Genomic DNA, 20,793 nt, shown 5'->3' with positions numbered 1-20,793 from the left:
CGCATATCAGTCTGACAGCGCCGTCGTTCACGACGCGCCAGCCATCCAGATCAGGCCAGGGAACGGACACAAAAGAGCGGTCCAAGACAAACCAGCCTTGGACCGCTCACCCTTGCCCTCTTGACAAAGAACTCCTACATATCAGCTGTTGATGCCGAGCGACTCCAGCATGGGACGGAACTTCGCCCACGTCTCGGCGAGTTCCGTCTCGGGGACGGACCCGTCCACCACGCCGCAGCCCGCGTAGAGCCGGACCGTCTGCGGGGATTCGATGACGGCGCCGCGCAGTGCGATGCCCCACTCGCCGTTGCCGGCCGCATCGAGCCAGCCGACCGGACCGGCGTACGGGCCGCGGTCCAGGCGCTCGAGCTTGCGGATCAGGGCGCCCGCCACGGTGGTGGGGGTGCCGCAGACGGCGGCGGTGGGATGCAGTGCGTTGATCAGGGCCAGGCAGGTGGGGACATGGCCCTCCACCTCGGCCAGCTCCGCCTTCACATCCGACGCCAGGTGCCACACGTTGGGCAGTTCCAGGATGAACGGCTCGCTGTGCGCATTCATGGCCTCGGAAAACGGGGCCAGCTGCGTCGTTAGGGACTGGATCGCAATGTCGTGTTCGTGCCGCTGCTTCTCGGAGCCGGCAAGGACACGTTCGGCGAATTCCAGCGGAGAGCCGTCCATACCGTCGGCGTCGCGGCGGTCCAGCGTGCCAGCCAGGACACGGGCCTGCGCGGTGCGGCCCTCCACCTGGATCAGCATTTCCGGCGTGGCGCCCACCAGCCCGTCCACCCCGTACGTCCAGCATTCGCGGTACCGCGCCGACAGCTCGCGGAGCACCTGGGCGGCATTGACGCCGGTGGGGACGGTGGCCACGACGTCGCGGGCCAGCACCAGCTTCTCCAGGGCCCCGGTCCGGATCTCCTCGACGCCCGCGGCAACGGCGGCCATCCAGTCTTCCTCGCTGAGCGAGCCCGTGTGCAGCGTTGCCCCTGCAGCCAGCGGCAAAGGACGTACGACGACGGCGCCGCCGGCCGGCGCGCCCCCCGGCACCGGGTCGTCCACCACTGCGTTGTCCGTAGTGGCGGACGCGCCGGAATTGGCACCGGCGCCGGTATTGGCGCCAGCGCTGCCAAGCCAGCGGTCCAGGGCGGCGCGGGCGCCTGCTTCGGTGAGTTCGCCGTCGTCGAGCGTGAGCTGGGTCAGCCAAGCCTGGCCGTCGCGGAGCCCCACGACGATTTCGGGAACCAGCAGCCGGGACTCGTGGGCGGAGACTTTGGAGAAGGCGAAGGAGCCAAATGCCACCGGGCCGGTGCCGGGGCAGCCCACCGCGTCCTCGATGTCGGCCTCCAGAACCAGATGGCGCCACCAGATGTCCGCCTCCAGGAACCGCTCGGGGCCGGTGGCGGTGAACCGGGCGATCTCGCCGAAGCCCACGAGCCCGGCCTCGCGGCGGGTCCAGCAGAGGACATCATCCCGGACCAGAAACGACGGCAGGCCCCCGGGGAAAGTTTCGGCATCGAGGGGGACTGTCAAGGTGCGGAACGTGCTCGTCATGATGGCACAACACTAGCCCGGGATCGCCCGTGCCGTGGATAAACAGGGTCCGACCGGGGCCGAACGCGGCGGAAGCGGCCGTTCCCGCAGGTGAAAGCCGCGCTGAACGGCGCTCCGTTCGTGGGGGAGCCGATCATTTGAGACAATGGCAGGGTGAACCGAGCATCCTTGGATAAGCGTCCGGACGAAGTAGCCACGATGTTTGACGACGTCGCCCCCAAATACGACGTCGTCAACGATGTCTTGTCGATGGGGCAGACGCGGCGTTGGCGCAAGGTGGTGGTGGATGCCGTGGGTGTATCGTCCGGCCAGCGCGTCCTGGACCTCGCCGCCGGCACCGGCACTTCCAGCGAGCCGTATGCCGACGCCGGCATCAACGTCATCGCCTGTGATTTCTCCCTCGGCATGCTCAAGGTCGGCAAGCGCCGCCGCCCGGACATTGACTTCATCGCCGGGGATGCCACCCGCCTGCCGTTCGCTGACGACACCTTTGACGCCAGCACGATCTCCTTCGGCCTGCGCAACGTCAACGAGCCGAAGAAGGCCTTGGCCGAGATGCTCCGGGTCACCAAGCCCGGCGGCCGGCTGGTCATCGCGGAATTCTCCCAGCCAGTGGTGCCGCTGTGGCGCACCATGTACACCGAGTACCTCATGCGGGCCCTGCCGGCCATCGCCGTCAAGGTCTCCTCCAACCCCGACGCCTACGTGTACCTCGCCGAGTCCATCCGCGCCTGGCCGGACCAGGACCACCTGGCGGCATGGCTGCAGGAGGCTGGCTGGGAATCTGTCACCTACCGCAACCTCAGTGGCGGCATTGTCGCCGTGCACCGGGCCCAGAAACCGCTGGCCGGCCCCTCGACTGGCCCCGCCGCGGGTGCTGCGGCAATGGCAGCCCACACCGGACCGGTGGCGAAGCTGCGCCGCAACATCACCCGGCCCGGGCGTTAGCCGCCACGCGTGAAAGTACTGATCGTCGGAGCCGGCCCGGCCGGATCCACCGCCGCCTTCTACCTTGCCAAAGCAGGCATTGACGTCACGGTGCTGGAAAAAACCAGCTTTCCCCGCGAGAAGGTCTGCGGCGACGGCCTGACTCCGCGCGCAGTCCGCGAGATCCAGAAGCTGGGCCTTGCGCATCCCGAAACCGACGGCTGGCGGCGGAACAAGGGCCTGCGCCTGATCGCCGGCGGCCGCACGATCGAACTGCCCTGGCCGGAGGTCGCCGACTTCCCGCAGTACGGGTTGATCAGGACCCGCCTCGGCTTCGACGAACAGTTGGCCCGCCACGCCCAGTCCGCGGGCGCCGTCGTGCACGAACGCCACAGCGTCACCGAGGCGCTGCACTCCGAGGACGGCCGGGTGACGGGCGTCCGCGCCGCGCTGCTGGACAACTCCGGGCGCAAGACCGGCGAAACCCGCGACTTCACCGCCGACGTCGTCCTCGCGGCGGACGGCAACTCGACGCGCACTGCCGTCTCGCTGGGCATCCGCAAGCGCGACGACCGACCGCTCGGCGTGGCCGTGCGCACCTACTTCACCTCGCCGCGGCACGAGGACGACTGGATGGAAGGCTGGCTGGAGCTTCCCGGCCGCGACGGCAGACTCCTGCCCGGCTACGGCTGGGTCTTTGGCGTCGGCGACGGAACCTCCAACGTGGGCCTGGGCATCCTGAACTCCTCGAAGGACTTCGGCAAGCTGGACTACAAGCAGGTGCTCCGCGAATGGACCGCCGGCATGCCCGCCGACTGGGGCTTCACCCCGGAAAACCAGGTGGGCGAGATCCGCGGCGCCGCGCTGCCCATGGGCTTCAACCGCACCCCGCACTACTCTCCGGGCCTGCTGCTGCTCGGTGACGCCGGCGGGATGGTCTCCCCGTTCAACGGCGAGGGCATCTCCTACGCAATGGAGTCCGCCCGCTTTGCGGCCGAATTCATCATCGACGGCGCCGCCCGGTCGGCGTCGGCAGGCTGGAGTGCGGCCGACGCCGATGCGCACCTTGCCCGCTACGCCGGCTACGTGCGGCAGCAGTGGGGCTCGCACTTCACGCTGGGCCGTGCGTTCGCCGCCCTGATCGGCAAGCCGGCCGTCATGAAACTGGCCCTCCGGACCGGTATGCCCGTCCCCGTGCTTATGCGTTTCGTGGTGCGGCTGCTGGCCAACCTCACCGATCCTGCCGCCAAGGGTTTCGAGGACCGCGTCATCCGGGTCCTGGAATCGCTGGTTCCGGCAACATCGAACCAGGGAACATCGAACCAGGCCACATCGAACCAGGCCTCATCGAACCAGGCCGCACCCGCCACGGACAGTGTTCCCCGCTCCGACACCAACTCCGCGGTTTCCGCAACAAAAGTTAGGGTTAACCCGTGACCAACTCTGCAGACCAAAGCTGGACGCACGCCGGACACGGCCTGCCGAGCTCTGAACCCGACCTCAACACCACCGCGATCGCCACCGGCCTCCAACTGCCGGCAGGCTTCGCGGCGATTGCTGGTGACCCCGAGCTGGGCCCCGCGATCACCACCAACCTGGCGCGCGTCGAGAAGAAGCTGCGCGAGGCCATTGCCAATTCCGATCCCCTGGCTGACGCAACGTCGCGTCACCTCGTGGAAGCCGGCGGCAAGCGCATCCGGCCGTTGCTGACCCTGTTGTGCGCCCACCTGGGCGACGCCTCCCTGCCCGCTGTGGTGCAGGCCGCCGTCGTTGTCGAACTGACGCACCTCGCCACCCTGTACCACGACGACGTCATGGACTCCGCGCCGTTCCGCCGTGGGGCGCCGACGGCCCACGAGGTCTGGGGCAACTCAGTGGCCGTCCTGACTGGCGACCTCATCTTTGCGCGCGCCTCCATCCTGGTCTCGGAGCTCGGCTCCCGCGCGCTGGGCATCCAGGCGCGCACTTTTGAGCGGCTCTGCCTGGGTCAGCTGCACGAGACCGTGGGCCCGCGGCCGGACGAGGACCCCCTGGCGCACTACCTGTCCGTCATCGCGGACAAGACGGGCTCGCTGGTGGCCGCCTCCGGCCAGCTCGGGGCGATCTTCTCCGGTGCCGACGAGTCCTACGAGCCCTTCCTGGTCGAATACGGCGAGAAGGTGGGCGTGGCCTTCCAGCTCGCCGACGACGTCATCGACGTCACCGGGATCAAGGTCAAGTCCGGCAAGTCTCCGGGGACCGACCTGCGCGAAGGCGTCCCCACCCTGCCCGTGCTGCTGTTGCGCAACGCCGCCCGCGACGGGGACCTGACCGCCGTCGAACTGCTGACGCTGATCGATGGCGACCTCAGTTCGGACGAGGCCCTGGCCGCCGCTGTGGCCGGCCTCCGGGATCACCCCGTCACCGCAGAGTCCTGGGTGGTGGCGCGTGCCTGGGCCGATGAGGCCATTGCCGCCCTTGCCCCGCTGCCGGAAGGCGTCGTGAAGGCGTCGCTGACCAGCTTCGCCCACGCGGTAGTGGACCGCAGCAGCTAGCTTCCCGGGCGTACCGCTTATCCGGCCTCTTGCTTAAACGGAATGGCCCCGGTTCCTCACAACGTTCGAGTCTTCCGTTGTGCCGAACCGGGGCCATTTCTCCGTTCGCATCAGATCCACCGGAGGCATTTGGTGAACCCAAGAAAGAGCTTATGACAGTTATGTCATGGAGTCTAGACTTTTCTGTAAATTTATTGTCACAAGATTTCGATCGAATGCCGAACTTTGTCGCGCTGAGTTTCCCCACCTTTGGCCGGGCAACGGCAGGACGCGCGGGCCGGTGGCGGGACACGCCGTCGGACGTCCTCAAAACCGGACAAAGCCAGCGGCGAGCGTGGTGCGGACTTGTCCACATGGCCGACGTTGTGGCTTCCCGGGGTGTCATTCCGCGAGTGTGCTTGGCCCATGGACCTCGCGAGTTACCTGGGATACGCCGGCTCGGTGGCCCGCACGGCCACGTTGCTGCAGGCCGGTTTTACGTCGAACGGAATCCGCACTTCCGTGGCTGCCGGGGAAATTCAGCGCCTCCGCCATGGGGTGGTGGCGCTGCCCGGGGCGCGGGCGGACTTCGTGGCGGCCGTGCTCGCGAACGGCACGCTCACCTGCGCCTCCGCCGCACCGTTCCACGGCATATGGCGCCTCCATGAGCCTGAACGGCTGCATCTGCTGTGCGCACACGGATCAGCGCGCGGAGCTGTCGTCCACCGCGCAAGTCTGGTTCCGCCGGATTTTCCGCAGCCCGTGGCCAGCCTGACGGACACCCTGCTCCATGCCCTGCGCTGCCTGCCCCCGGTGGATGCCGCCGTCATGGTGGAAAGCGCCCTGCTGCAGGGCCGCACCACGCTTGATTACCTCAGGCAGCGGCTGCCGGGAAACCGGAACGGGGCCGCCCGCGCAGTCCTGGACCTGGTCGACGGCACCGCTGATTCGGCGATCGAGGTCGTTGCCAGGCTTCTCTTCAGAAGCCAGGGAATCTACACCCAGACGCAAGTAAACCTTCCGGGGATCGGCTTCGTGGACTTCCTGCTTGAAGGATTCCTGATCGTGGAGATCGACGGGAGCACCCATCTTGAGCGCACGCAGGTCAAGAAGGACCGGAGGCGGAACAACGCCAGCACCCTGGCCGGCTACGCCGTCCTCCGGTACGGGTATCACGACGTCGTCTACAACCCGCAGAAGGTCATCGATGAGGTGTGGCACGTGCTACGCGGCCGCGTCATCCGCTGAATTTCGCCAGGTATGAACTTCCGACGCCGCAGATGACCGGCGGTTCCGCCGGACACTCCGGTGAGGGACGCCAAACATGGGGAGACCCGGCGGTGAGGAGAGGAGGGCCGGAGCTTGAGGCTGCGGCGGCCTAGTCTTCGTCCTCGTCGTTGAAGGCCCACTCGAACATGTCGAAGACGAATTCGGAGAAGGTCCCCTCCTCGCTCTTCCACTGGCCGCGGGCGTTGTTCCGGCGGTACACGATGGGATCCGGGATGCTGAGGTCCCCGACGCGGAAGCCCCAGGTGAACTGCTCTTCCTCGTCCTCGAGGAACATGAGGAAGCCTTCGTCGTCCACTTCGAGCTCTTCGGGGTCCCAGAAGTAGTGGTAGGCCTCCATGATGTCCTCGCAGCCGCCGACGGCCAGGTAGAACTCGCGCAGGACCAGCGGGACCTGGAACTGGTGTTCGGCCAGGGCGGCGTCGAGCTCGTCCGCCGGGAGGCCATCTTCTTCCTGCCATTCGTCTTCGAGATACTTCGGAACAAGCGCGCGGAATTTCTCGAGGAACATGTCAGTCATGGTCTTATCCTAGCTAATCCCTATGGTCGTTTTCCGCCGGGTCCAGGCCCAGCCGGTGCCAGCCGCGCACCGCCAGCGGAACGTACCAGTGGCGCCGCCAGGCCGTGACCCGGAAGGCGAAGACGATCGCGGCAACGGCGCAGGCGCTCACCGCGGTAAAGGTTCCGGTGAGGGACAGGACCACGGTTGACACTGCCCCGGCGAACGCCGGCAGAGCGTACAGATCCTTGGGGTCAAAAAGCTGCGGTACCTCGTTGGCGGTGATGTCCCGCAGCAGGCCGCCGCCCACCGCCGTCGTGACACCCAGCAGGACGGCAGCCACGGGATTCATCCCGGCGGCCAGGGCCTTCAGGGTGCCGGTGATGCAGAACAGGGCCAGCCCGCCGGCGTCGAACAGGACCAGCAGCGACGTGAAGCGCTGGACGCTGGAGAACAGGAAATAGACCAGCACCGTGGCGAACAGGGGCGGCGCCAGATACGCCGGGTTGGTGAACGCGGCGGGCGGGCCTGCGTTGATGATGATGTCGCGGATGACACCGCCGCCAAGGCTCACCACCGAGGCCAGGAGCAGCGAGCCGATGATGTCGAACTGCTTCCGCGCAGCGAGCAGCGAGCCGGAGACCGCAAAGAAGAAGACGCCGGCGAGGTCAAGCCAGACCAGGACAACACTGAAGTAGAAGGTCATGATGCGTCCCGGTCGATACAAGGGGGGCGGATAGGGCGGCTCCAAGGTTACGCTAACGGCTATGAATAGCCCCATCCTGATCGCCTGCGCCCACGGAACGTCGAGCCCGCAGGGAGCCGCGGAGGTCAACGCGCTCCGGGACGGCATCGCCGGGCTCCGTCCCGGGCTGGACGTCCGCGAGGCCTACGTCGATGTGCAGGACCCGGACTTGCCGGCCGTCGTGGCGGCCCTTCCGGAGGGGGAAACGGCCGTCGTGGTGCCGCTGCTGCTGAGCGTGGGGTACCACGTCAAGGTGGACATCGCCCGGGCGGTGAAGAGCCGGCCGGACACTCTTGCCGCGGCGCCGCTGGGGCCGGATCCGCGCCTCGCGGCGCTGCTGGACCAGCGGTTGCGCGAGGCCGGGGTGACGGACAACGACGCCGTGATCCTCGCCGCGGCCGGTTCCTCCGATCCCAGCGCGGCACGGAATGTCGAGGAACTCGCGGACCAGCTCCGTGCGCTGCGTTCCAACCGGATCGTGGCTGGCTACGGTGCCTCCGCCAAGCCATCGGTTCCCGACGCCGTCGCCATGCTCCGCGAGGAGGCCGCCGGCGGTGCCGGCGCGGGGGAGTCGGCCGGTGCCGTGGACTTGGGCGGACGGGTGGTCATCGCCTCCTATCTTCTGGCGCCCGGCTTCTTCCATGACCAGTTGGCCAAGGCCGGCGCGGACCTGGTGACGGCGCCCCTGCTGCCCTCGCCCGTGCTCGCCGAAATTGCCTTGGAACGCTACGACGCTGCGCTGGCCGCAGCCCCACAACCCCGGCCCTGACGGTCCCCGCATCGGTCCGTCCAGATGCACAGCCGCAGGGCTACTTCAAGGGTTTCCGGCGGTTCGTGACGAATTATTTCCCTAGGTGACTCCCCATTTCTGAACCTTTGTGACGGGATTACGGCCACCCCTACAGTCGATGCATGACTGATACAGCTCTAGCCGGAGCGTCCACGGACGAGGCTGCCGCCGGCCGCACCAAACGCCCCTCCCGCCCGGCCGCCAAGCCGCACGGGCAGTGGAAAGTGGACGGCACCGCGCCGCTGAACGCCAACGAGACCTGGAAACAGGAAGACAACGGCCTCAACGTCCGCGAGCGTATCGAGTCCGTCTATTCCAAGCACGGCTTCGACTCGATCGACGGCACCGACCTGCACGGCCGCTTCCGCTGGTGGGGCCTGTACACCCAGCGCAAACCCGGGATCGACGGCGGCAAGACCGCCACGCTTGAGCCGCACGAACTCGAAGACAAATACTTCATGCTCCGCGTAAGGATCGACGGCGGTGCGCTCACCACCGAGCAGCTGCGCGTCATCGGCCAGATCTCCGTGGACTTCGCCCGCGACTCGGCCGACCTCACGGACCGCCAGAACATCCAGCTGCACTGGATCCGGGTGGAGGACATGCCCGAGATCTGGCGCCGCCTCGAGGGCGTGGGGCTGTCCACCACGGAAGCCTGCGGCGACGTCCCGCGCGTGATCCTCGGTTCCCCGGTTGCGGGCATTGCCAAGGACGAGATCATCGATCCCACGCCGTTGATCCAGGAACTCGCCGAACGGTTCATCGGCGACCCGGAGCTGGCCAACCTGCCGCGCAAGTTCAAGACCGCCATCACCGGCCACCCCAGCCAGGACGTGGTGCATGAGATCAACGACGTCGCCCTGGTGGGCCTGGTCCACCCCGAGCTCGGCATCGGCTACGACCTCTGGGTAGGCGGCGCGCTCTCCACCAACCCCATGCTGGGCAAGCGCCTTGGGGCCTTCGTCCGCCCGGACCAGGCGGCCGACGTGTGGCTCGGTGTCACCAGCATCTTCCGCGATTACGGCTACCGGCGCATGCGCACCAAGGCCCGGCTGAAGTTCCTGCTGGCCGACTGGGGACCGGTGAAGTTCCGCCAGGTCCTGGAGGACGAATACCTCGGCTACAAACTCGACGACGGCCCCGCCGCGCCCAAGCCATCCACGCCCGGCGACCACATCGGCGTGCACGAACAAAAGGACGGCAAGTTCTTCATCGGCGCCACCCCGCTGGCCGGCCGGCTCTCCGGCGGCCAGCTGGTCCGGCTCGCGGACACCCTGGAAGCCCGCGGCTCACGGCGCCTGCGCACCACCCCGCACCAGAAGCTCGTGGTCCTCGACGTGCCCAAGGACGAGGTGGACCCCCTCGTGGCCGAGCTCGACGCGCTGGGCCTGTCCGCCGGCCCGTCCGTGTTCCGGCGCGGCACCATCGCCTGCACCGGCATCGAGTTCTGCAAGCTCGCCATCGTGGAAACGAAGGTTACAGCGGCGACGGCGGTTGCCGAGCTGGAGCGCCGCCTGGCCGACCTCGCCGAGAGCAAGCAGCTGCCCCAGGCGCTGTCGCTGCACATCAACGGCTGCCCCAACTCCTGCGCCCGGATCCAGACGGCGGACATCGGCCTCAAGGGCATGATGCTGCCAACGCCCGACGGCGACCCCACCCCGGGTTTCCAGGTCCACCTCGGCGGCGGGCTCGCCTCCGACAGCCGCGAGGAGGCAGGCCTCGGCCGCACGGTCCGCGGCCTCAAGGTCACGGCAGAACAGCTGCCCGATTACGTCGAACGCGTGGTCCGGAAGTTCGTCGCGGACCGCTCCGAGGGCCAAAGCTTCGCCGAGTGGGCGTTCGCCGCGGACGAGGGAGATCTCCAGTGAGCAAGCACGCCCTGGGAGTCGATCCCGTCGTTGCGGAAGCAGCGCCCCAGGAGGTGGCCGACCTGGCCGCCGCGGGCACGCCCACGCTCCGCACCCACGACGAGCTCAAGGCCCTCGCCGAGGCCGGCGCCGCCGAGCTCGGCTGGGACGCCCCGGCCCGCGACGTCATCGCCTGGGTGGCCCGCAATTTCGAGCTGCCCGCCGTGGCCGTGGCCTGCTCCATGGCCGACGCGGTGCTGCCGGCGCTGGTGGCGGACCAGCTTCCCGGCGTCGACGTCCTGTTCCTGGAGACCGGCTACCACTTCCCGGAGACGCACGCGACGCGGGACGAGGTGGCGGCGAATCTGCGCGTCAACGTCGTCGACGTGCTGCCGGAGAACACCGTGGAGCAGCAGGACCGGCTCCTGGGCAAGGACCTCTTTGCCCGGGACCCCGCGCAGTGCTGCGCCCTGCGCAAGGTGGCGCCGCTGCGGCGCACCCTCGCCGGCTACGAGCTCTGGTTCACCGGAGTCCGCCGCGACGAGGCCCCCACCCGCACCAACACGCCGCTGGTCACCTGGGACGAGGCCAACGGCCTGGTCAAGGTCAACCCGGTGGCGGCCTGGACCTTCGACCAGCTGGTGCAGTACTCGATCGACAACCTTCTTCCCGTCAACCCGCTGCTTTCACAGGGCTACCCGTCCATTGGCTGCCAGCCCTGCACCCGCAAGGTGGCGCCCGGCGACGACCCCCGCGCCGGACGCTGGGCAGGAACCGACAAGACAGAATGCGGACTACACGTATGAGCACTTTCCTGACTGAGGAGCCAACGCAGGTGACCGACGCTCCCGTTTTAACACGCCTCTCCAGCTTGGACACACTCGAGTCCGAGGCCATTCACATCATCCGCGAGGTGGTCGCCGAGTTCGAGAAGCCTGCGCTGCTGTTCTCCGGCGGCAAGGATTCCGTGGTGATGCTGCACCTGGCCACCAAGGCCTTCTGGCCCGGCAAGGTGCCCTTCCCGGTGCTGCACGTGGACACCGGGCACAACTTTCCCGAGGTCATCGAGTTCCGTGACCGGACCGTGGAACGGCTGGGCTTGAAGCTCGTTGTCGGCTCCGTCCAGGAGTTCATTGACTCCGGCGAGCTGGCCGAGCGTGCCGACGGCACCCGCAACCCGCTGCAGACCGTCCCGCTGCTGGACGCGATCCAGCGGAACAAGTTCGACGCCGTCTTCGGCGGCGGCCGCCGGGACGAGGACAAGGCCCGGGCCAAGGAACGGATCCTGAGCCTGCGCGACGAGTTCGGCCAGTGGGACCCCCGCAACCAGCGCCCCGAGCTGTGGAACCTGTACAACGGCCGGCACACGGTGGGCCAGCACGTCCGCGCGTTCCCGATCAGCAACTGGACCGAACTGGATGTGTGGCGCTACATCGAGCGCGAGAACATCGGGCTGCCGGGCCTGTACTACGCCCACGACCGCGAAGTCTTTGCCCGCGACGGCATGTGGCGCGCCGTCGGTGAGGTCTCCCAGCCGCGCGAACACGAGCAAGTCATCACCAAGACGGTCCGCTACCGGACCGTCGGCGACATGTCCTGCACCGGCGCCGTGGAATCGGACGCCGCCACCGTGCGCGACGTCGTCATTGAGGTTGCCGCCTCGACCATCACTGAACGTGGCGCCACCCGGGCCGATGACCGCATCTCCGAGGCCGCCATGGAAGACCGCAAGAAGGACGGCTATTTCTAATGAGCACGGAAACGTTTCTCCCGGGCGCGGACCTCGTTGCCGCGGCGCTGCCCACCACGCTGTTCCGATTCGCCACCGCAGGCTCTGTCGATGACGGCAAGTCCACGCTGGTGGGCCGCCTCCTGCACGACTCGAAGGCGATCCTCGCCGACCAGCTCGACGCCGTCGCCCGCACCTCCGCGGACCGCGGGTTCGGCGGCGAAGGGGCCACCGGCACACAAGCGATCGACCTCGCCCTGCTGACCGACGGGCTGCGGGCGGAGCGCGAGCAGGGCATCACCATCGACGTCGCCTACCGCTACTTCGCCACGGACCGCCGCAGCTTCATCCTCGCGGACTGCCCCGGCCATGTGCAGTACACCAAGAACACGGTGACCGGCGCGTCCACCGCGGACGCCGTCGTCGTGCTCATCGACGCCCGCAAGGGTGTCCTGGAGCAGACCCGACGGCACCTGTCCGTGCTGCAGCTGCTGCGGGTGGCGCACGTGATCGTGGCCGTGAACAAGATCGACCTCGTGGACTTCAGCGAGGATGTGTTCAGGGAGATCGAGGCGGACGTCCAGCAGGTCGGGCGCGAGCTGGGGCTCGGTCGCCAGGAATCAGATACTATCGGCGTCGCGGATCTTTTCGTCATCCCGGTGTCCGCCCTCGACGGCGACAACGTGGTGGACCCCTCGGAGCGCACTCCCTGGTACGACGGCCCGGCGCTGCTGGAAGTCCTCGAGACCCTGCCAGCCGCGGACGAACTCGAAAGCCATCTGGAGAGCTTCCGTTTCCCGGTCCAGCTGGTGGTCCGGCCGCAGGGCGCGCTGGCTCCGGATGCCATCGCCGGCGGGCTCGATCCCGAGGCGTACCGCGACTACCGTGCCTACGCCGGCCAGATCACTGAAGGCGCGGTCAAGGTGGGGGACCAGGTCAGCATCCTGACCCCGGGCCAGGACCCGCGCACCACGACGGTCACCGGGATCGACTTCGCTGGGCGCGAGCTCGTCGAGGCGGCAGCGCCGCAGTCCGTGGCCCTCCGCCTGGCAGATGAGTTCGACGTCGCCCGCGGCGACACGATCGCGGCCGCCGGGACGGTGCGCGAAGCTTCGGCAGACCTCTACGCCGCGCTCTGCTGGCTCTCGCCCAAACCGCTCCGGGAGGGCGCCAAGGTCCTGGTCAAGCACGGCACCCGCACGGTCCAGGCCCTGGTCCGGAATGTGACGGGCAAGCTGGACCTCGCCAGCTTCCAGTTGGAGCCGACGTCCACCCTGGAACTCAACGACATCGGACACGCGCAGCTTCGTCTCGCTGCCCCGCTGCCGCTGGAGAACTACCTGCACCACCGCCGCACCGGGGCGTTCCTGGTGATCGACCCGCTCGACGGCAACACCCTCGCCGCGGGCCTGGTCAACGACCACCCCGGCGACCACGAGGACGAGCGTTACTCGATCTAGGTCTGCTTGAACTTACTGAAGGCCCCCGTCTGCTCGCGAGTCGCCGGAAACGCGCCGGGGTCGCCGGAATGTTCCGGCGACCCCGTGCGTTTCCCGCGTACTCGCCGCCTTGGCCGCCGGACGCCCACCTTGGCCTCGGCGCCACAGTGGGATCCGTCATACCCACCCTGGGTGCTGTTATCCCGGCCGCCGTGGGCGTCGACATCGGCTGCGGCATGATTGCCGTCCGAACGCAGTACGCCGCCAACTGGAAGCTGCAGCTGGGATCGCTGGGATCGGGCAACCATTTCATCGAGGTGTGCGCGGACGAGACGGACGCCGTGTGGCTGTTCCTGCGCTCAGGCTCCCGCGGCGTGGGCAACAACATCGCGCAACGGCACATCGCCCGGGCCCGGAGCGGGGACCGGATGAGGACCGCCGTCCTGCCAAATCCTGCCCTGGCCTACCTCGAGGAGGGCACTCCCGAATTCCAGCCCTACATCAGGGAACTTCACTGGGCCCAGCACTTCGCACTGCTGAATCGCGAGGAGAGCTGCGGCAGCTCGTCAACGTCAAAGGCAATTGATGAGCTCAAGATCCCGGATGGCGGTCCCGGCTGTCCGGCGCCGAATATGACGCTGCGTGAACCCGCGTGACCCCGGGTTTCCGGACCATTGAACCGCCAATATGACACTCCCTATGGTGAATGAATGAAGACAACGGAACGGTTTCCCGGCCTCCCCCGCAGGGGCTTCCAGGGGCGATGTCGCCGGCGCTGACCACCCCGCCCGGCCCTTCCGCACACCCCAGAACAGGACTTCACCCATGTCACGCACCCCCGAAAACCCCGAGCCCGGCACGCAGCCAGGCACCACCCGGATCGTCGCTGGCGAGACCGGCAAACCCAAACGCAAGCGCACCCTGGAAATCGCCCTCGTCGCGGGGCTGGTGCTCCTGATCGGCGCCGGCGCAGCCGTGGCATCCTCGCTGTCCCGCAGCCAGGAAACCGCCCCGGCAGCGGCCTCGGCGGATCAGGGCCCGGCCACGGAACTCCGGCTCGGCTACTTTGGCAACGTCACCCACGCCCCGGCCCTGGTGGGCGTCAACAAGGGGTTCATCGCCAAGGAACTCGGCCAGACCAAACTCAGCACACAGGTCTTCAACGCCGGCCCGGCCGCGATCGAGGCCCTCAACGCCGGCGCCATTGACGCCACGTACATCGGCCCCAACCCGGCCATCAACTCCTATGTCAAGAGCAACGGCCAATCCATCAGCATCATCGCCGGAGCAACCTCTGGCGGCGCGCAGCTGGTGGTCAAGCCCGGTATCAACTCGGCTGCCGACCTCAAGGGCAAGACGCTCGCGTCGCCGCAGCTCGGCGGCACCCAGGACGTGGCACTCCGGGCCTGGCTCGGCAAGCAGGGGTTCAAGACCTCCACGGACGGCAGCGGCGACGTCGCGATCAACCCGACCGAGAACGCCCAGACCCTCAAGCTGTTCCAGGACGGCAAGCTCGACGGCGCGTGGCTGCCGGAGCCCTGGGCCTCCCGACTGGTGCTCCAGGCCGGCGCGAAGGTCCTGGTCGATGAGAAGGACCTGTGGGAGAAGGGCGAGTTCGTCACTACCGTCCTGATCGTCAACAAGAAGTTCGCGGCCGAGCACCCTGCCACCGTGCAGGCGCTCCTCAAGGGCCATGTCGAATCCGTGGACTGGCTCAACGCGGCGCCCGCCGCCGAGAAAGCCACCGTCCTCAACGGCGCACTCAAGGCAGCCGCAGGCAAGGCGTTGCCGGCCGACGTGATCGACCGGTCCCTGAAGAACATCGTCTTCACCACGGACCCGCTCGCGGGGACGTACAAGAAGCTGCTCCAGGACGGCGTCGACGCCGGCACCACCAAGCAGGCCGACATCAATGGCATCTTCGACCTCACAGCGCTCAACAGTGTCCTCGGCGAGACTGCGGCCGGCAAGAAGATCTCCGCCGAAGGACTCGGCAAGGAGTAGCCCCCGGGCCTCCAGCCATCAGCCACAACAGTAAGGACCAGACCATGCCAGTCGTACTGGAAAACCTGGGCAAGCGCTTCGGCGACGACGCCCCGGTACTGGACGACGTCAACGCCGTCATCGAGCAGGGCGAGTTCGTCGCCCTGCTCGGTGCGTCCGGCTGCGGCAAGTCCACCCTCCTCAACATCATGGCCGGACTGGAGGCCCCGACGTCGGGCGCCCTCGAAGTGCCCAGCGACGGCGCCGCCTTCATGTTCCAGGACGCGGCACTGTTTCCGTGGCTGAACGCGCGGGAGAACATCGAGCTGGCCCTGAAGCTGCGCGGCGTGGGCAAAGCAGACCGCAGGATCCGGGCGGGGGAGCTGCTGGACCTGGTGCACCTGGGCGGGGCGGGGGAAAAACGGCCCCACGAGCTCTCCGGCGGGATGCGCCAGCGTGTGTCCCTGGCCCGGTCCCTGGCCCAGGACCGCCAGCTGCTCCTCATGGACGAGCCCTTCGCGGCCCTGGATGCGATTACCCGGGACCTGCTCCATGACGAGCTCGAACGCATCTGGAAGGAAACCGGCCGGACGATCGTCTTCGTCACGCACAACGTTCGCGAGGCCGTCCGGCTTGGCCAGCGCGTGCTGCTGCTTTCCTCCCGGCCTGGCCGCGTTGTGCGGGAATGGCACGTCAGCGAAGAACACCGCACCGACGCTGGCCTGGCCGGCCAGCTCACCGGCGAAATCACCGCCCGGCTACGCGAGGAGATCCGCCGCCATGCCAAGTAACCAACTTCCCGTGGCGGAAGCCCCCGCCGAGACCCGCAAGGTCCACGCGGCCCTGACCCGTTCCTCCAGCGGCCAGGAAGACCTGCGCGAGCTCGAAGCGGGCCTCGATTCCCTGCAGTCCGACTCCATCCGCAAGGTCCGCATCGACTGGAGCCGGATCCTGCTGCCTGTGGCCGCGCTCGCGGTGCTGGTCATCCTCTGGCAGTTGTACGTGTCCCTCGGTTTCAAGCGGCGCGACGTCGTGCCCGGCCCGCTGGATGTCGTGGGCCAGATCGGAACCCTGTGGAGCGAGGGCAAGCTGCAGGAGTCTGTCTGGACCTCGCTGCAGCGCGGCGTCGTTGGCTTCCTGATCAGCGTGGTCATCGCGACACCGGTGGGGCTCCTGCTCGCCCAGGTGGCACCGCTGCGCCGCGCGTTCGGCCCGTTGATCTCCGGGCTGCAGGTCCTGCCATCCGTGGCCTGGGTGCCGGCGGCCATCCTCTGGTTCGGCATCACAGACGCCACTGTGTATTTCGTGGTCTTCATGGGTGCGATTCCCTCGATTATCAACGGCCTGATCTCAGGTGTGGACCAGATTCCGCCGCAGTACCGCAGCGTCGGAAAGGTCCTGGGTGCGTCCCGCCTCCAGCTGGCCCTGAAGATCATCCTGCCTGCGGCCCTGCCCGGGTACCTCGGAGGCCTCAAACAGGGATGGGCGTTCTCCTGGCGCTCCCTTATGGCAGCGGAAATCATCGCGGTGGGCGGCACCATCGGCTTTGGCCTGGGCTCCCTGCTGGACCAGGGCCGCGTCCTGTCGGACATGACCATCGTCATGTCCGCCATCCTGCTGATCCTCGCCGTCGGCATCCTGATCGAACTGCTCGTGTTCGCGCCGATTGAAAAGCGGCTGCTCCGCCGCCGGGGCCTCCTGGCCGGCAGCACCCGCTAGCCTCAACTCCGCCCGACCAACCGCACCTCCGCGGCCGCACCCCTCCAAGCAACGCGGGGTCACTTACGGCCCATAACCCTCGGGTTTATGGGCCGTAAGTGACCCCGCGTTGTTCTTGTTGCGACTCCTTGTCGGCGTACAGGCACGGGCCTAAACTCACGGCTATAGGCCGGGTTCCGGCCCATTCCAAGACTGAATCCACAACTATTCAGGAGGTAGCCGTGGCACCGAAATTTGGCTTGCTGGCACTGGTCGAGGCCAAGCCCGGGAAGGAACAGGAAGTTTGGGACTTCCTCAACGGAGGCCGCGAGATCGTGCTCAACGAGCCCGGGACGCGTACCTGGTACGCCTTCCGGGTCAACGAGAACACCTTCGGCATCTTCGACACCTTCGATACCGAGGAGGACCGGCAGGCCCACCTCAACGGGGCCATCCCCGCCGCCCTCGGCGAACACGGTCCCACCCTGCTCGCCAAGGATCCGGACATCCGCCCGATTGAACTCATCGCCGTGAAGTAGGCCGGGGCCTGCGCTCCTGCGGGGCGGGGGCACATTGACACGGCCACGCCGTCATTCTGGCCCGAGATGACTGCTGTGCCCGTCAACGTGCCGCCGGGCCGCTCCCAGCCTGCCCATATAAGCCCGCGAGTAATGTGACGCGGCGTTACCTTGCGTGAACTGGTGTTTCCGCACCGTTGTTCCGCTCTGTGACGCCGCCCTATCGTCGATGCATGGCAATTCAGGACATTTACCCCATGGCGCTGCGCCTCCTCGGCCGTTCCGTGCTGGTGGTTGGCGGCGGACCGGTGGCCGCCCGGCGCACAAAGGGGCTGCTCGACGCCGGAGCCCGCGTCACCGTCGTGGCACCGGTCGCCTGCCCGGCGCTGACTGAACTTGCCGACGCAGGCCTCCTGAACTGGGAGCCCCGCCCGTACCGGGCCGCCGACGTCGACGGCGTCTGGTTCGTCCAGACCGCCACCGGCGACGCCGCCGTGGACGCGCAGGTCGCGGCCGACGCCGAGGCGCAGCGCATCTGGTGCGTCAACGCCTCCGACCACGAAGCCTCCGCCGCCTGGACCCCCGCCGTCGCCGTGGTTGACGACGTCAAGATCGCCGTCAACGCGGGCGGCGATCCGCGCCGCGCCATGGCCCTGCGCGACGCCGTCGCCACCGCCCTGGACACCGGGGACCTGCCGCTGCGGCGGCACCGTGTTTCCGGCTCAGGCGCAACCGCCGGATCGGTGGCCCTCGTGGGCGGCGGTCCCGGCGACACCGGACTCATCACCGTCCGCGGCCGTAGGCTCCTGGGCCAGGCCGACGTCGTGGTGGCGGACCGGCTCGGCCCGCGTGACCTCCTGGCCGAACTGGCCCCCGACGTCCGGGTGATCGAGGTCGGCAAGACCCCCGGCCACCATCCGGTGCCGCAGGCCGAGATCAACCGGATCCTGGTCGACGAAGCCCTGCAGGGCCACCGCGTGGTTCGCCTCAAGGGCGGCGACCCGTACGTCCTGGGCCGCGGCGGCGAGGAAGCCGAATTCTGCCGGCAGCACGGCGTCCAGGTGGAGGTGGTTCCCGGCGTCACGTCGGCCATTTCCGTCCCGGCCGCCGCCGGCATCCCGGTCACGCACCGCGGGCTCGCCAAGGGCTTCAGCGTGGTCACAGGTCACGAAGAACTCTCCGAGGTCCCCGCCCGCGCGGACCACACTGTGATCCTGCTCATGGGCGTGGGCCAGCTGCGCGATTCCGCAGCCTCCCTGGCCCGCGCCGGTTTGCCTCTGGGGACGCCTGTTGGCATCGTAGAGAATGGCTACCTGCCGAACCAGCGGGTGACCATCGGAACCCTCGGGACCATCGCGGACCAAGCGGAGGCCGCCGGCGTCGCGAACCCCGCCGTGATCGTGATCGGCGACGTGGTCCGCGTCAGCCCGTTCGCGCCGTCGCACTTCAAGACCGCGGACTACAGCACCACCACCCCGAACGCTCCGCGCATCACCAAGACCCGCGTACTGACCCCGTAAAGCCCGTCGATTGCTCCATAACTGCCGTTACCAAGCCTCAAAAGGGCGGTTGTGGAGCAACGGATGCAGAAGAAAAAGGAACACAGCCGTGTCAACGAACACCCCTGTAGGAACCGCCGCCCGCCCGCTGCGCGTCGCCGTCGTCGGCTCCGGTCCCGCCGGCGTCTACGCCGCGGACATCCTGACCAAGAGCGAGGCCGTCAAGAGCGGCGAGCTCACCGTCAGCATCGACCTCTTCGACCGCTACCCGGCACCCTACGGCTTGATCCGCTACGGCGTGGCCCCCGACCACCCCCGCATCAAGGGGATCGTGAACGCCCTGCACAAGGTCCTGGACCGCGGCGACATCCGCTTCTTCGGCAACGTGGACTACGGCACGGACCTGTCCATCGATGACCTCCGCACTCACTACGACGCCGTCATTTTCGCCACCGGCGCCATCAAGGACGCGGACCTCAACATCCCCGGCATCGAGCTCGAGGGCTCCTACGGCGGCGCCGACTTCGTGTCCTGGTACGACGGCCACCCCGATGTGTCCCGCGAATGGCCGCTGGAGGCCAAGGAAATCGCCGTGATCGGCAACGGCAACGTGGCCCTGGACGTGGCCCGCATGCTCTCCAAGCATGCCGATGACCTCCTGGTCTCCGAGATCCCGGACAACGTATACGCCGGGCTGAAGTCCTCACCCGTCACGGACGTGCATGTGTTCGGCCGCCGCGGCCCGGCCCAGGTCAAGTTCACGCCCTTGGAGTTGCGCGAACTCTCGCACTCCAAGGACGTCGACATCATCCTCTACGCCGAGGACTTCGAGTTCGACGCCGAGTCCGACCGGCAGATCCAGAGCAACAACCAAACCAAGACCATGGTGGGCACGCTCACCAACTGGATCGCCGAACAGCCCGAGGACCTCTCCGAGCTCACCGCGTCCCGCCGGCTGCACCTGCACTTCCTGCACAGCCCGGTGGAGGTGTACGACGGCGCCGAGACACCCGGCCGCGTCGCCGGGATCAAGTTCGAGCGCACCGAACTGGACGGCACCGGCAACGCCCGCGGGACCGGCGAGTTTGTCGACTACCCGGTCCAGGCCGTGTACCGCGCCATCGGCTACTTTGGTTCCGCCCTCCCCGAGATTGAGTTCGACCACAGCAAGGGCGTGGTCCCGAACGACGGCGGCCGCGTCCTGGATGCCGCCGGCACCCACGTGCCGGGGATCTACGCGACCGGCTGGATCAAGCGCGGGCCGGTGGGACTGATCGGCCACACCAAGGGCGACGCCCTCGAAACCGTGACCTACCTGCTCGAGGACCGCGAAAACCTGCCGCAGGCCGCCACACCCGCCCCCGAGGCGATCGTGGAACTCCTGGCCGGCCGCGGCGTCGAGTACACCAGCTGGGAAGGGTGGCTGGCTTTGGACGAGCACGAGCGCGCCCTCGGCGAGAAGGCCACAGCGGCCGGCGAGTCGCACGGCGTCACCGTCCAGCGCGAGCGCATCAAGGTGGTGCCCCGCGAGGACATGGTGGAGATCTCCCGCGGCGCCGCCGTCGAGGTCTAGCCTCAGCCGACAGAGCAACGCGGGGTCACTTAGCGCCCATCCCGGACGGGCAAAGTCATATGGTCGTAGCAACGCTCTGATTGATGGAGCGTTTTATGGTCAAGCTGTTTCCTCCGAATACCCGCACCGACTTCGTTGACATGGTGTGTGGCGGGATGTCGATACTCGCCGCGGCCCGGCGTGTCGGGGTCATGC

17 protein-coding genes and 2 pseudogenes are annotated in these 20,793 nt (G+C 67.9%); 16 read left to right on the top strand and 3 right to left on the bottom strand.

Going from position 1 to position 20,793, the window contains the following annotated elements; all coding sequences use genetic code 11:
- Window positions 1–141 precede the first annotated feature (141 nt).
- The gene (locus tag AC1DEM_RS21360; protein ID WP_476886280.1) at window positions 142–1,551 is read right to left on the bottom strand and encodes an isochorismate synthase; all 1,410 of its coding nucleotides are present in this window, start codon (window positions 1,549–1,551) and stop codon (window positions 142–144) included.
- Between the two features lie 153 nt (window positions 1,552–1,704).
- On the opposite strand from AC1DEM_RS21360, the gene AC1DEM_RS21355 reads away from it, so the two are divergent.
- The 4 genes from AC1DEM_RS21355 to AC1DEM_RS21340 all read left to right on the top strand — a co-directional run bounded on the left by AC1DEM_RS21355 (window position 1,705) and on the right by AC1DEM_RS21340 (window position 6,239).
- Complete coding sequence (locus AC1DEM_RS21355; RefSeq protein ID WP_476886279.1) at window positions 1,705–2,499, top strand: demethylmenaquinone methyltransferase; 795 nt, start codon at window positions 1,705–1,707, stop codon at window positions 2,497–2,499.
- A 9-nt stretch (window positions 2,500–2,508) separates the two neighbouring features.
- Window positions 2,509–3,915 (top strand): geranylgeranyl reductase family protein, encoded by a 1,407-nt coding sequence (locus AC1DEM_RS21350; RefSeq protein ID WP_476886278.1) that lies wholly within the window; start codon window positions 2,509–2,511, stop codon window positions 3,913–3,915.
- Window positions 3,912–5,012, top strand: a complete 1,101-nt coding sequence (locus AC1DEM_RS21345; RefSeq protein ID WP_476886277.1) for a polyprenyl synthetase family protein — start codon at window positions 3,912–3,914, stop codon at window positions 5,010–5,012. The genes AC1DEM_RS21350 and AC1DEM_RS21345 overlap by 4 nt, the downstream gene beginning before the upstream one ends.
- 405 nt (window positions 5,013–5,417) lie before the next feature.
- Window positions 5,418–6,239 carry an endonuclease domain-containing protein gene (locus AC1DEM_RS21340; RefSeq protein WP_476886276.1) on the top strand — a complete coding sequence of 274 codons (822 nt, stop codon included), beginning with the start codon at window positions 5,418–5,420 and terminating at the stop codon, window positions 6,237–6,239.
- A gap of 130 nt (window positions 6,240–6,369) precedes the next feature.
- On the opposite strand, the gene AC1DEM_RS21335 is transcribed toward AC1DEM_RS21340, so the two are convergent.
- Both AC1DEM_RS21335 and AC1DEM_RS21330 read right to left on the bottom strand, forming a co-directional pair.
- Complete coding sequence (locus AC1DEM_RS21335) at window positions 6,370–6,798, bottom strand: hypothetical protein (RefSeq protein ID WP_476886275.1); 429 nt, start codon at window positions 6,796–6,798, stop codon at window positions 6,370–6,372.
- 13 nt (window positions 6,799–6,811) lie between these two features.
- Window positions 6,812–7,483, bottom strand: a complete 672-nt coding sequence (locus AC1DEM_RS21330) for a trimeric intracellular cation channel family protein (protein WP_476886274.1) — start codon at window positions 7,481–7,483, stop codon at window positions 6,812–6,814.
- Between the two features lie 61 nt (window positions 7,484–7,544).
- Here AC1DEM_RS21330 and AC1DEM_RS21325 point away from each other — a divergent pair.
- From AC1DEM_RS21325 to AC1DEM_RS21270, 12 genes and pseudogenes are all read left to right on the top strand, one after another.
- Window positions 7,545–8,380 (top strand): annotated as a pseudogene (locus AC1DEM_RS21325) (sirohydrochlorin chelatase).
- 54 nt (window positions 8,381–8,434) lie between these two features.
- Window positions 8,435–10,180 (top strand): nitrite/sulfite reductase, encoded by a 1,746-nt coding sequence (locus AC1DEM_RS21320; RefSeq protein WP_476886273.1) that lies wholly within the window; start codon window positions 8,435–8,437, stop codon window positions 10,178–10,180.
- 53 nt (window positions 10,181–10,233) lie between these two features.
- Window positions 10,234–10,965 carry a phosphoadenylyl-sulfate reductase gene (locus tag AC1DEM_RS21315; RefSeq protein WP_476886281.1) on the top strand — a complete coding sequence of 244 codons (732 nt, stop codon included), beginning with the start codon at window positions 10,234–10,236 and terminating at the stop codon, window positions 10,963–10,965.
- On the top strand, window positions 10,962–11,909 hold the full coding sequence (gene cysD / locus AC1DEM_RS21310) for a sulfate adenylyltransferase subunit CysD (RefSeq protein WP_476886272.1): 948 nt from the start codon (window positions 10,962–10,964) through the stop codon (window positions 11,907–11,909). The genes AC1DEM_RS21315 and cysD overlap by 4 nt, the downstream gene beginning before the upstream one ends.
- A complete protein-coding gene (locus AC1DEM_RS21305; RefSeq protein ID WP_476886271.1) occupies window positions 11,909–13,348 on the top strand; it encodes a sulfate adenylyltransferase subunit 1 in 1,440 nt (479 codons plus the stop codon). Before cysD ends, AC1DEM_RS21305 begins: the two co-directional genes overlap by 1 nt.
- Window positions 13,349–13,464: 116 nt before the next feature.
- A pseudogene (locus AC1DEM_RS21300) lies at window positions 13,465–13,878 on the top strand (RtcB family protein); the annotation flags it as partial.
- Between the two features lie 274 nt (window positions 13,879–14,152).
- A complete protein-coding gene (locus AC1DEM_RS21295; protein WP_476886270.1) occupies window positions 14,153–15,331 on the top strand; it encodes an ABC transporter substrate-binding protein in 1,179 nt (392 codons plus the stop codon).
- Window positions 15,332–15,375: 44 nt separating this feature from the next.
- Window positions 15,376–16,101, top strand: a complete 726-nt coding sequence (locus tag AC1DEM_RS21290; protein ID WP_476886269.1) for an ABC transporter ATP-binding protein — start codon at window positions 15,376–15,378, stop codon at window positions 16,099–16,101.
- Window positions 16,091–17,029, top strand: coding sequence for an ABC transporter permease (locus tag AC1DEM_RS21285; protein WP_476886268.1), 939 nt, complete (start codon window positions 16,091–16,093; stop codon window positions 17,027–17,029). Before AC1DEM_RS21290 ends, AC1DEM_RS21285 begins: the two co-directional genes overlap by 11 nt.
- Before the next feature lie 221 nt (window positions 17,030–17,250).
- Window positions 17,251–17,547 (top strand): putative quinol monooxygenase, encoded by a 297-nt coding sequence (locus tag AC1DEM_RS21280; RefSeq protein ID WP_476886267.1) that lies wholly within the window; start codon window positions 17,251–17,253, stop codon window positions 17,545–17,547.
- A 212-nt stretch (window positions 17,548–17,759) separates the two neighbouring features.
- Complete coding sequence (cobA, locus tag AC1DEM_RS21275) at window positions 17,760–19,046, top strand: uroporphyrinogen-III C-methyltransferase (RefSeq protein WP_476886266.1); 1,287 nt, start codon at window positions 17,760–17,762, stop codon at window positions 19,044–19,046.
- Window positions 19,047–19,134: 88 nt separating this feature from the next.
- Window positions 19,135–20,598 carry an FAD-dependent oxidoreductase gene (locus AC1DEM_RS21270; RefSeq protein ID WP_476886265.1) on the top strand — a complete coding sequence of 488 codons (1,464 nt, stop codon included), beginning with the start codon at window positions 19,135–19,137 and terminating at the stop codon, window positions 20,596–20,598.
- Window positions 20,599–20,793 lie beyond the last annotated feature (195 nt).

Source organism: Arthrobacter sp. 05T420, assembly GCF_056396305.1.
Note: the sequence above shows the minus strand (reverse complement) of the source record. Positions and strands in the feature narration are given on the sequence as shown.

Bases quoted from the DNA above. Each gene is read 5' to 3' on its own strand.
- cysD (WP_476886272.1), top strand. From the start codon at position 10,962: ATGAGCACTTTCCTGACTGAGGAGCCAACGCAGGTGACCGACGCTCCC.
- AC1DEM_RS21285 (WP_476886268.1), top strand. From the start codon at position 16,091: ATGCCAAGTAACCAACTTCCCGTGGCGGAAGCCCCCGCCGAGACCCGC.
- AC1DEM_RS21295 (WP_476886270.1), top strand. From the start codon at position 14,153: ATGTCACGCACCCCCGAAAACCCCGAGCCCGGCACGCAGCCAGGCACC.
- cobA (WP_476886266.1), top strand. From the start codon at position 17,760: ATGGCAATTCAGGACATTTACCCCATGGCGCTGCGCCTCCTCGGCCGT.
- AC1DEM_RS21360 (WP_476886280.1), bottom strand. From the start codon at position 1,551: ATGACGAGCACGTTCCGCACCTTGACAGTCCCCCTCGATGCCGAAACT.
- AC1DEM_RS21335 (WP_476886275.1), bottom strand. From the start codon at position 6,798: ATGACTGACATGTTCCTCGAGAAATTCCGCGCGCTTGTTCCGAAGTAT.
- AC1DEM_RS21305 (WP_476886271.1), top strand. From the start codon at position 11,909: ATGAGCACGGAAACGTTTCTCCCGGGCGCGGACCTCGTTGCCGCGGCG.
- AC1DEM_RS21320 (WP_476886273.1), top strand. From the start codon at position 8,435: ATGACTGATACAGCTCTAGCCGGAGCGTCCACGGACGAGGCTGCCGCC.
- AC1DEM_RS21330 (WP_476886274.1), bottom strand. From the start codon at position 7,483: ATGACCTTCTACTTCAGTGTTGTCCTGGTCTGGCTTGACCTCGCCGGC.
- AC1DEM_RS21340 (WP_476886276.1), top strand. From the start codon at position 5,418: ATGGACCTCGCGAGTTACCTGGGATACGCCGGCTCGGTGGCCCGCACG.
- AC1DEM_RS21290 (WP_476886269.1), top strand. From the start codon at position 15,376: ATGCCAGTCGTACTGGAAAACCTGGGCAAGCGCTTCGGCGACGACGCC.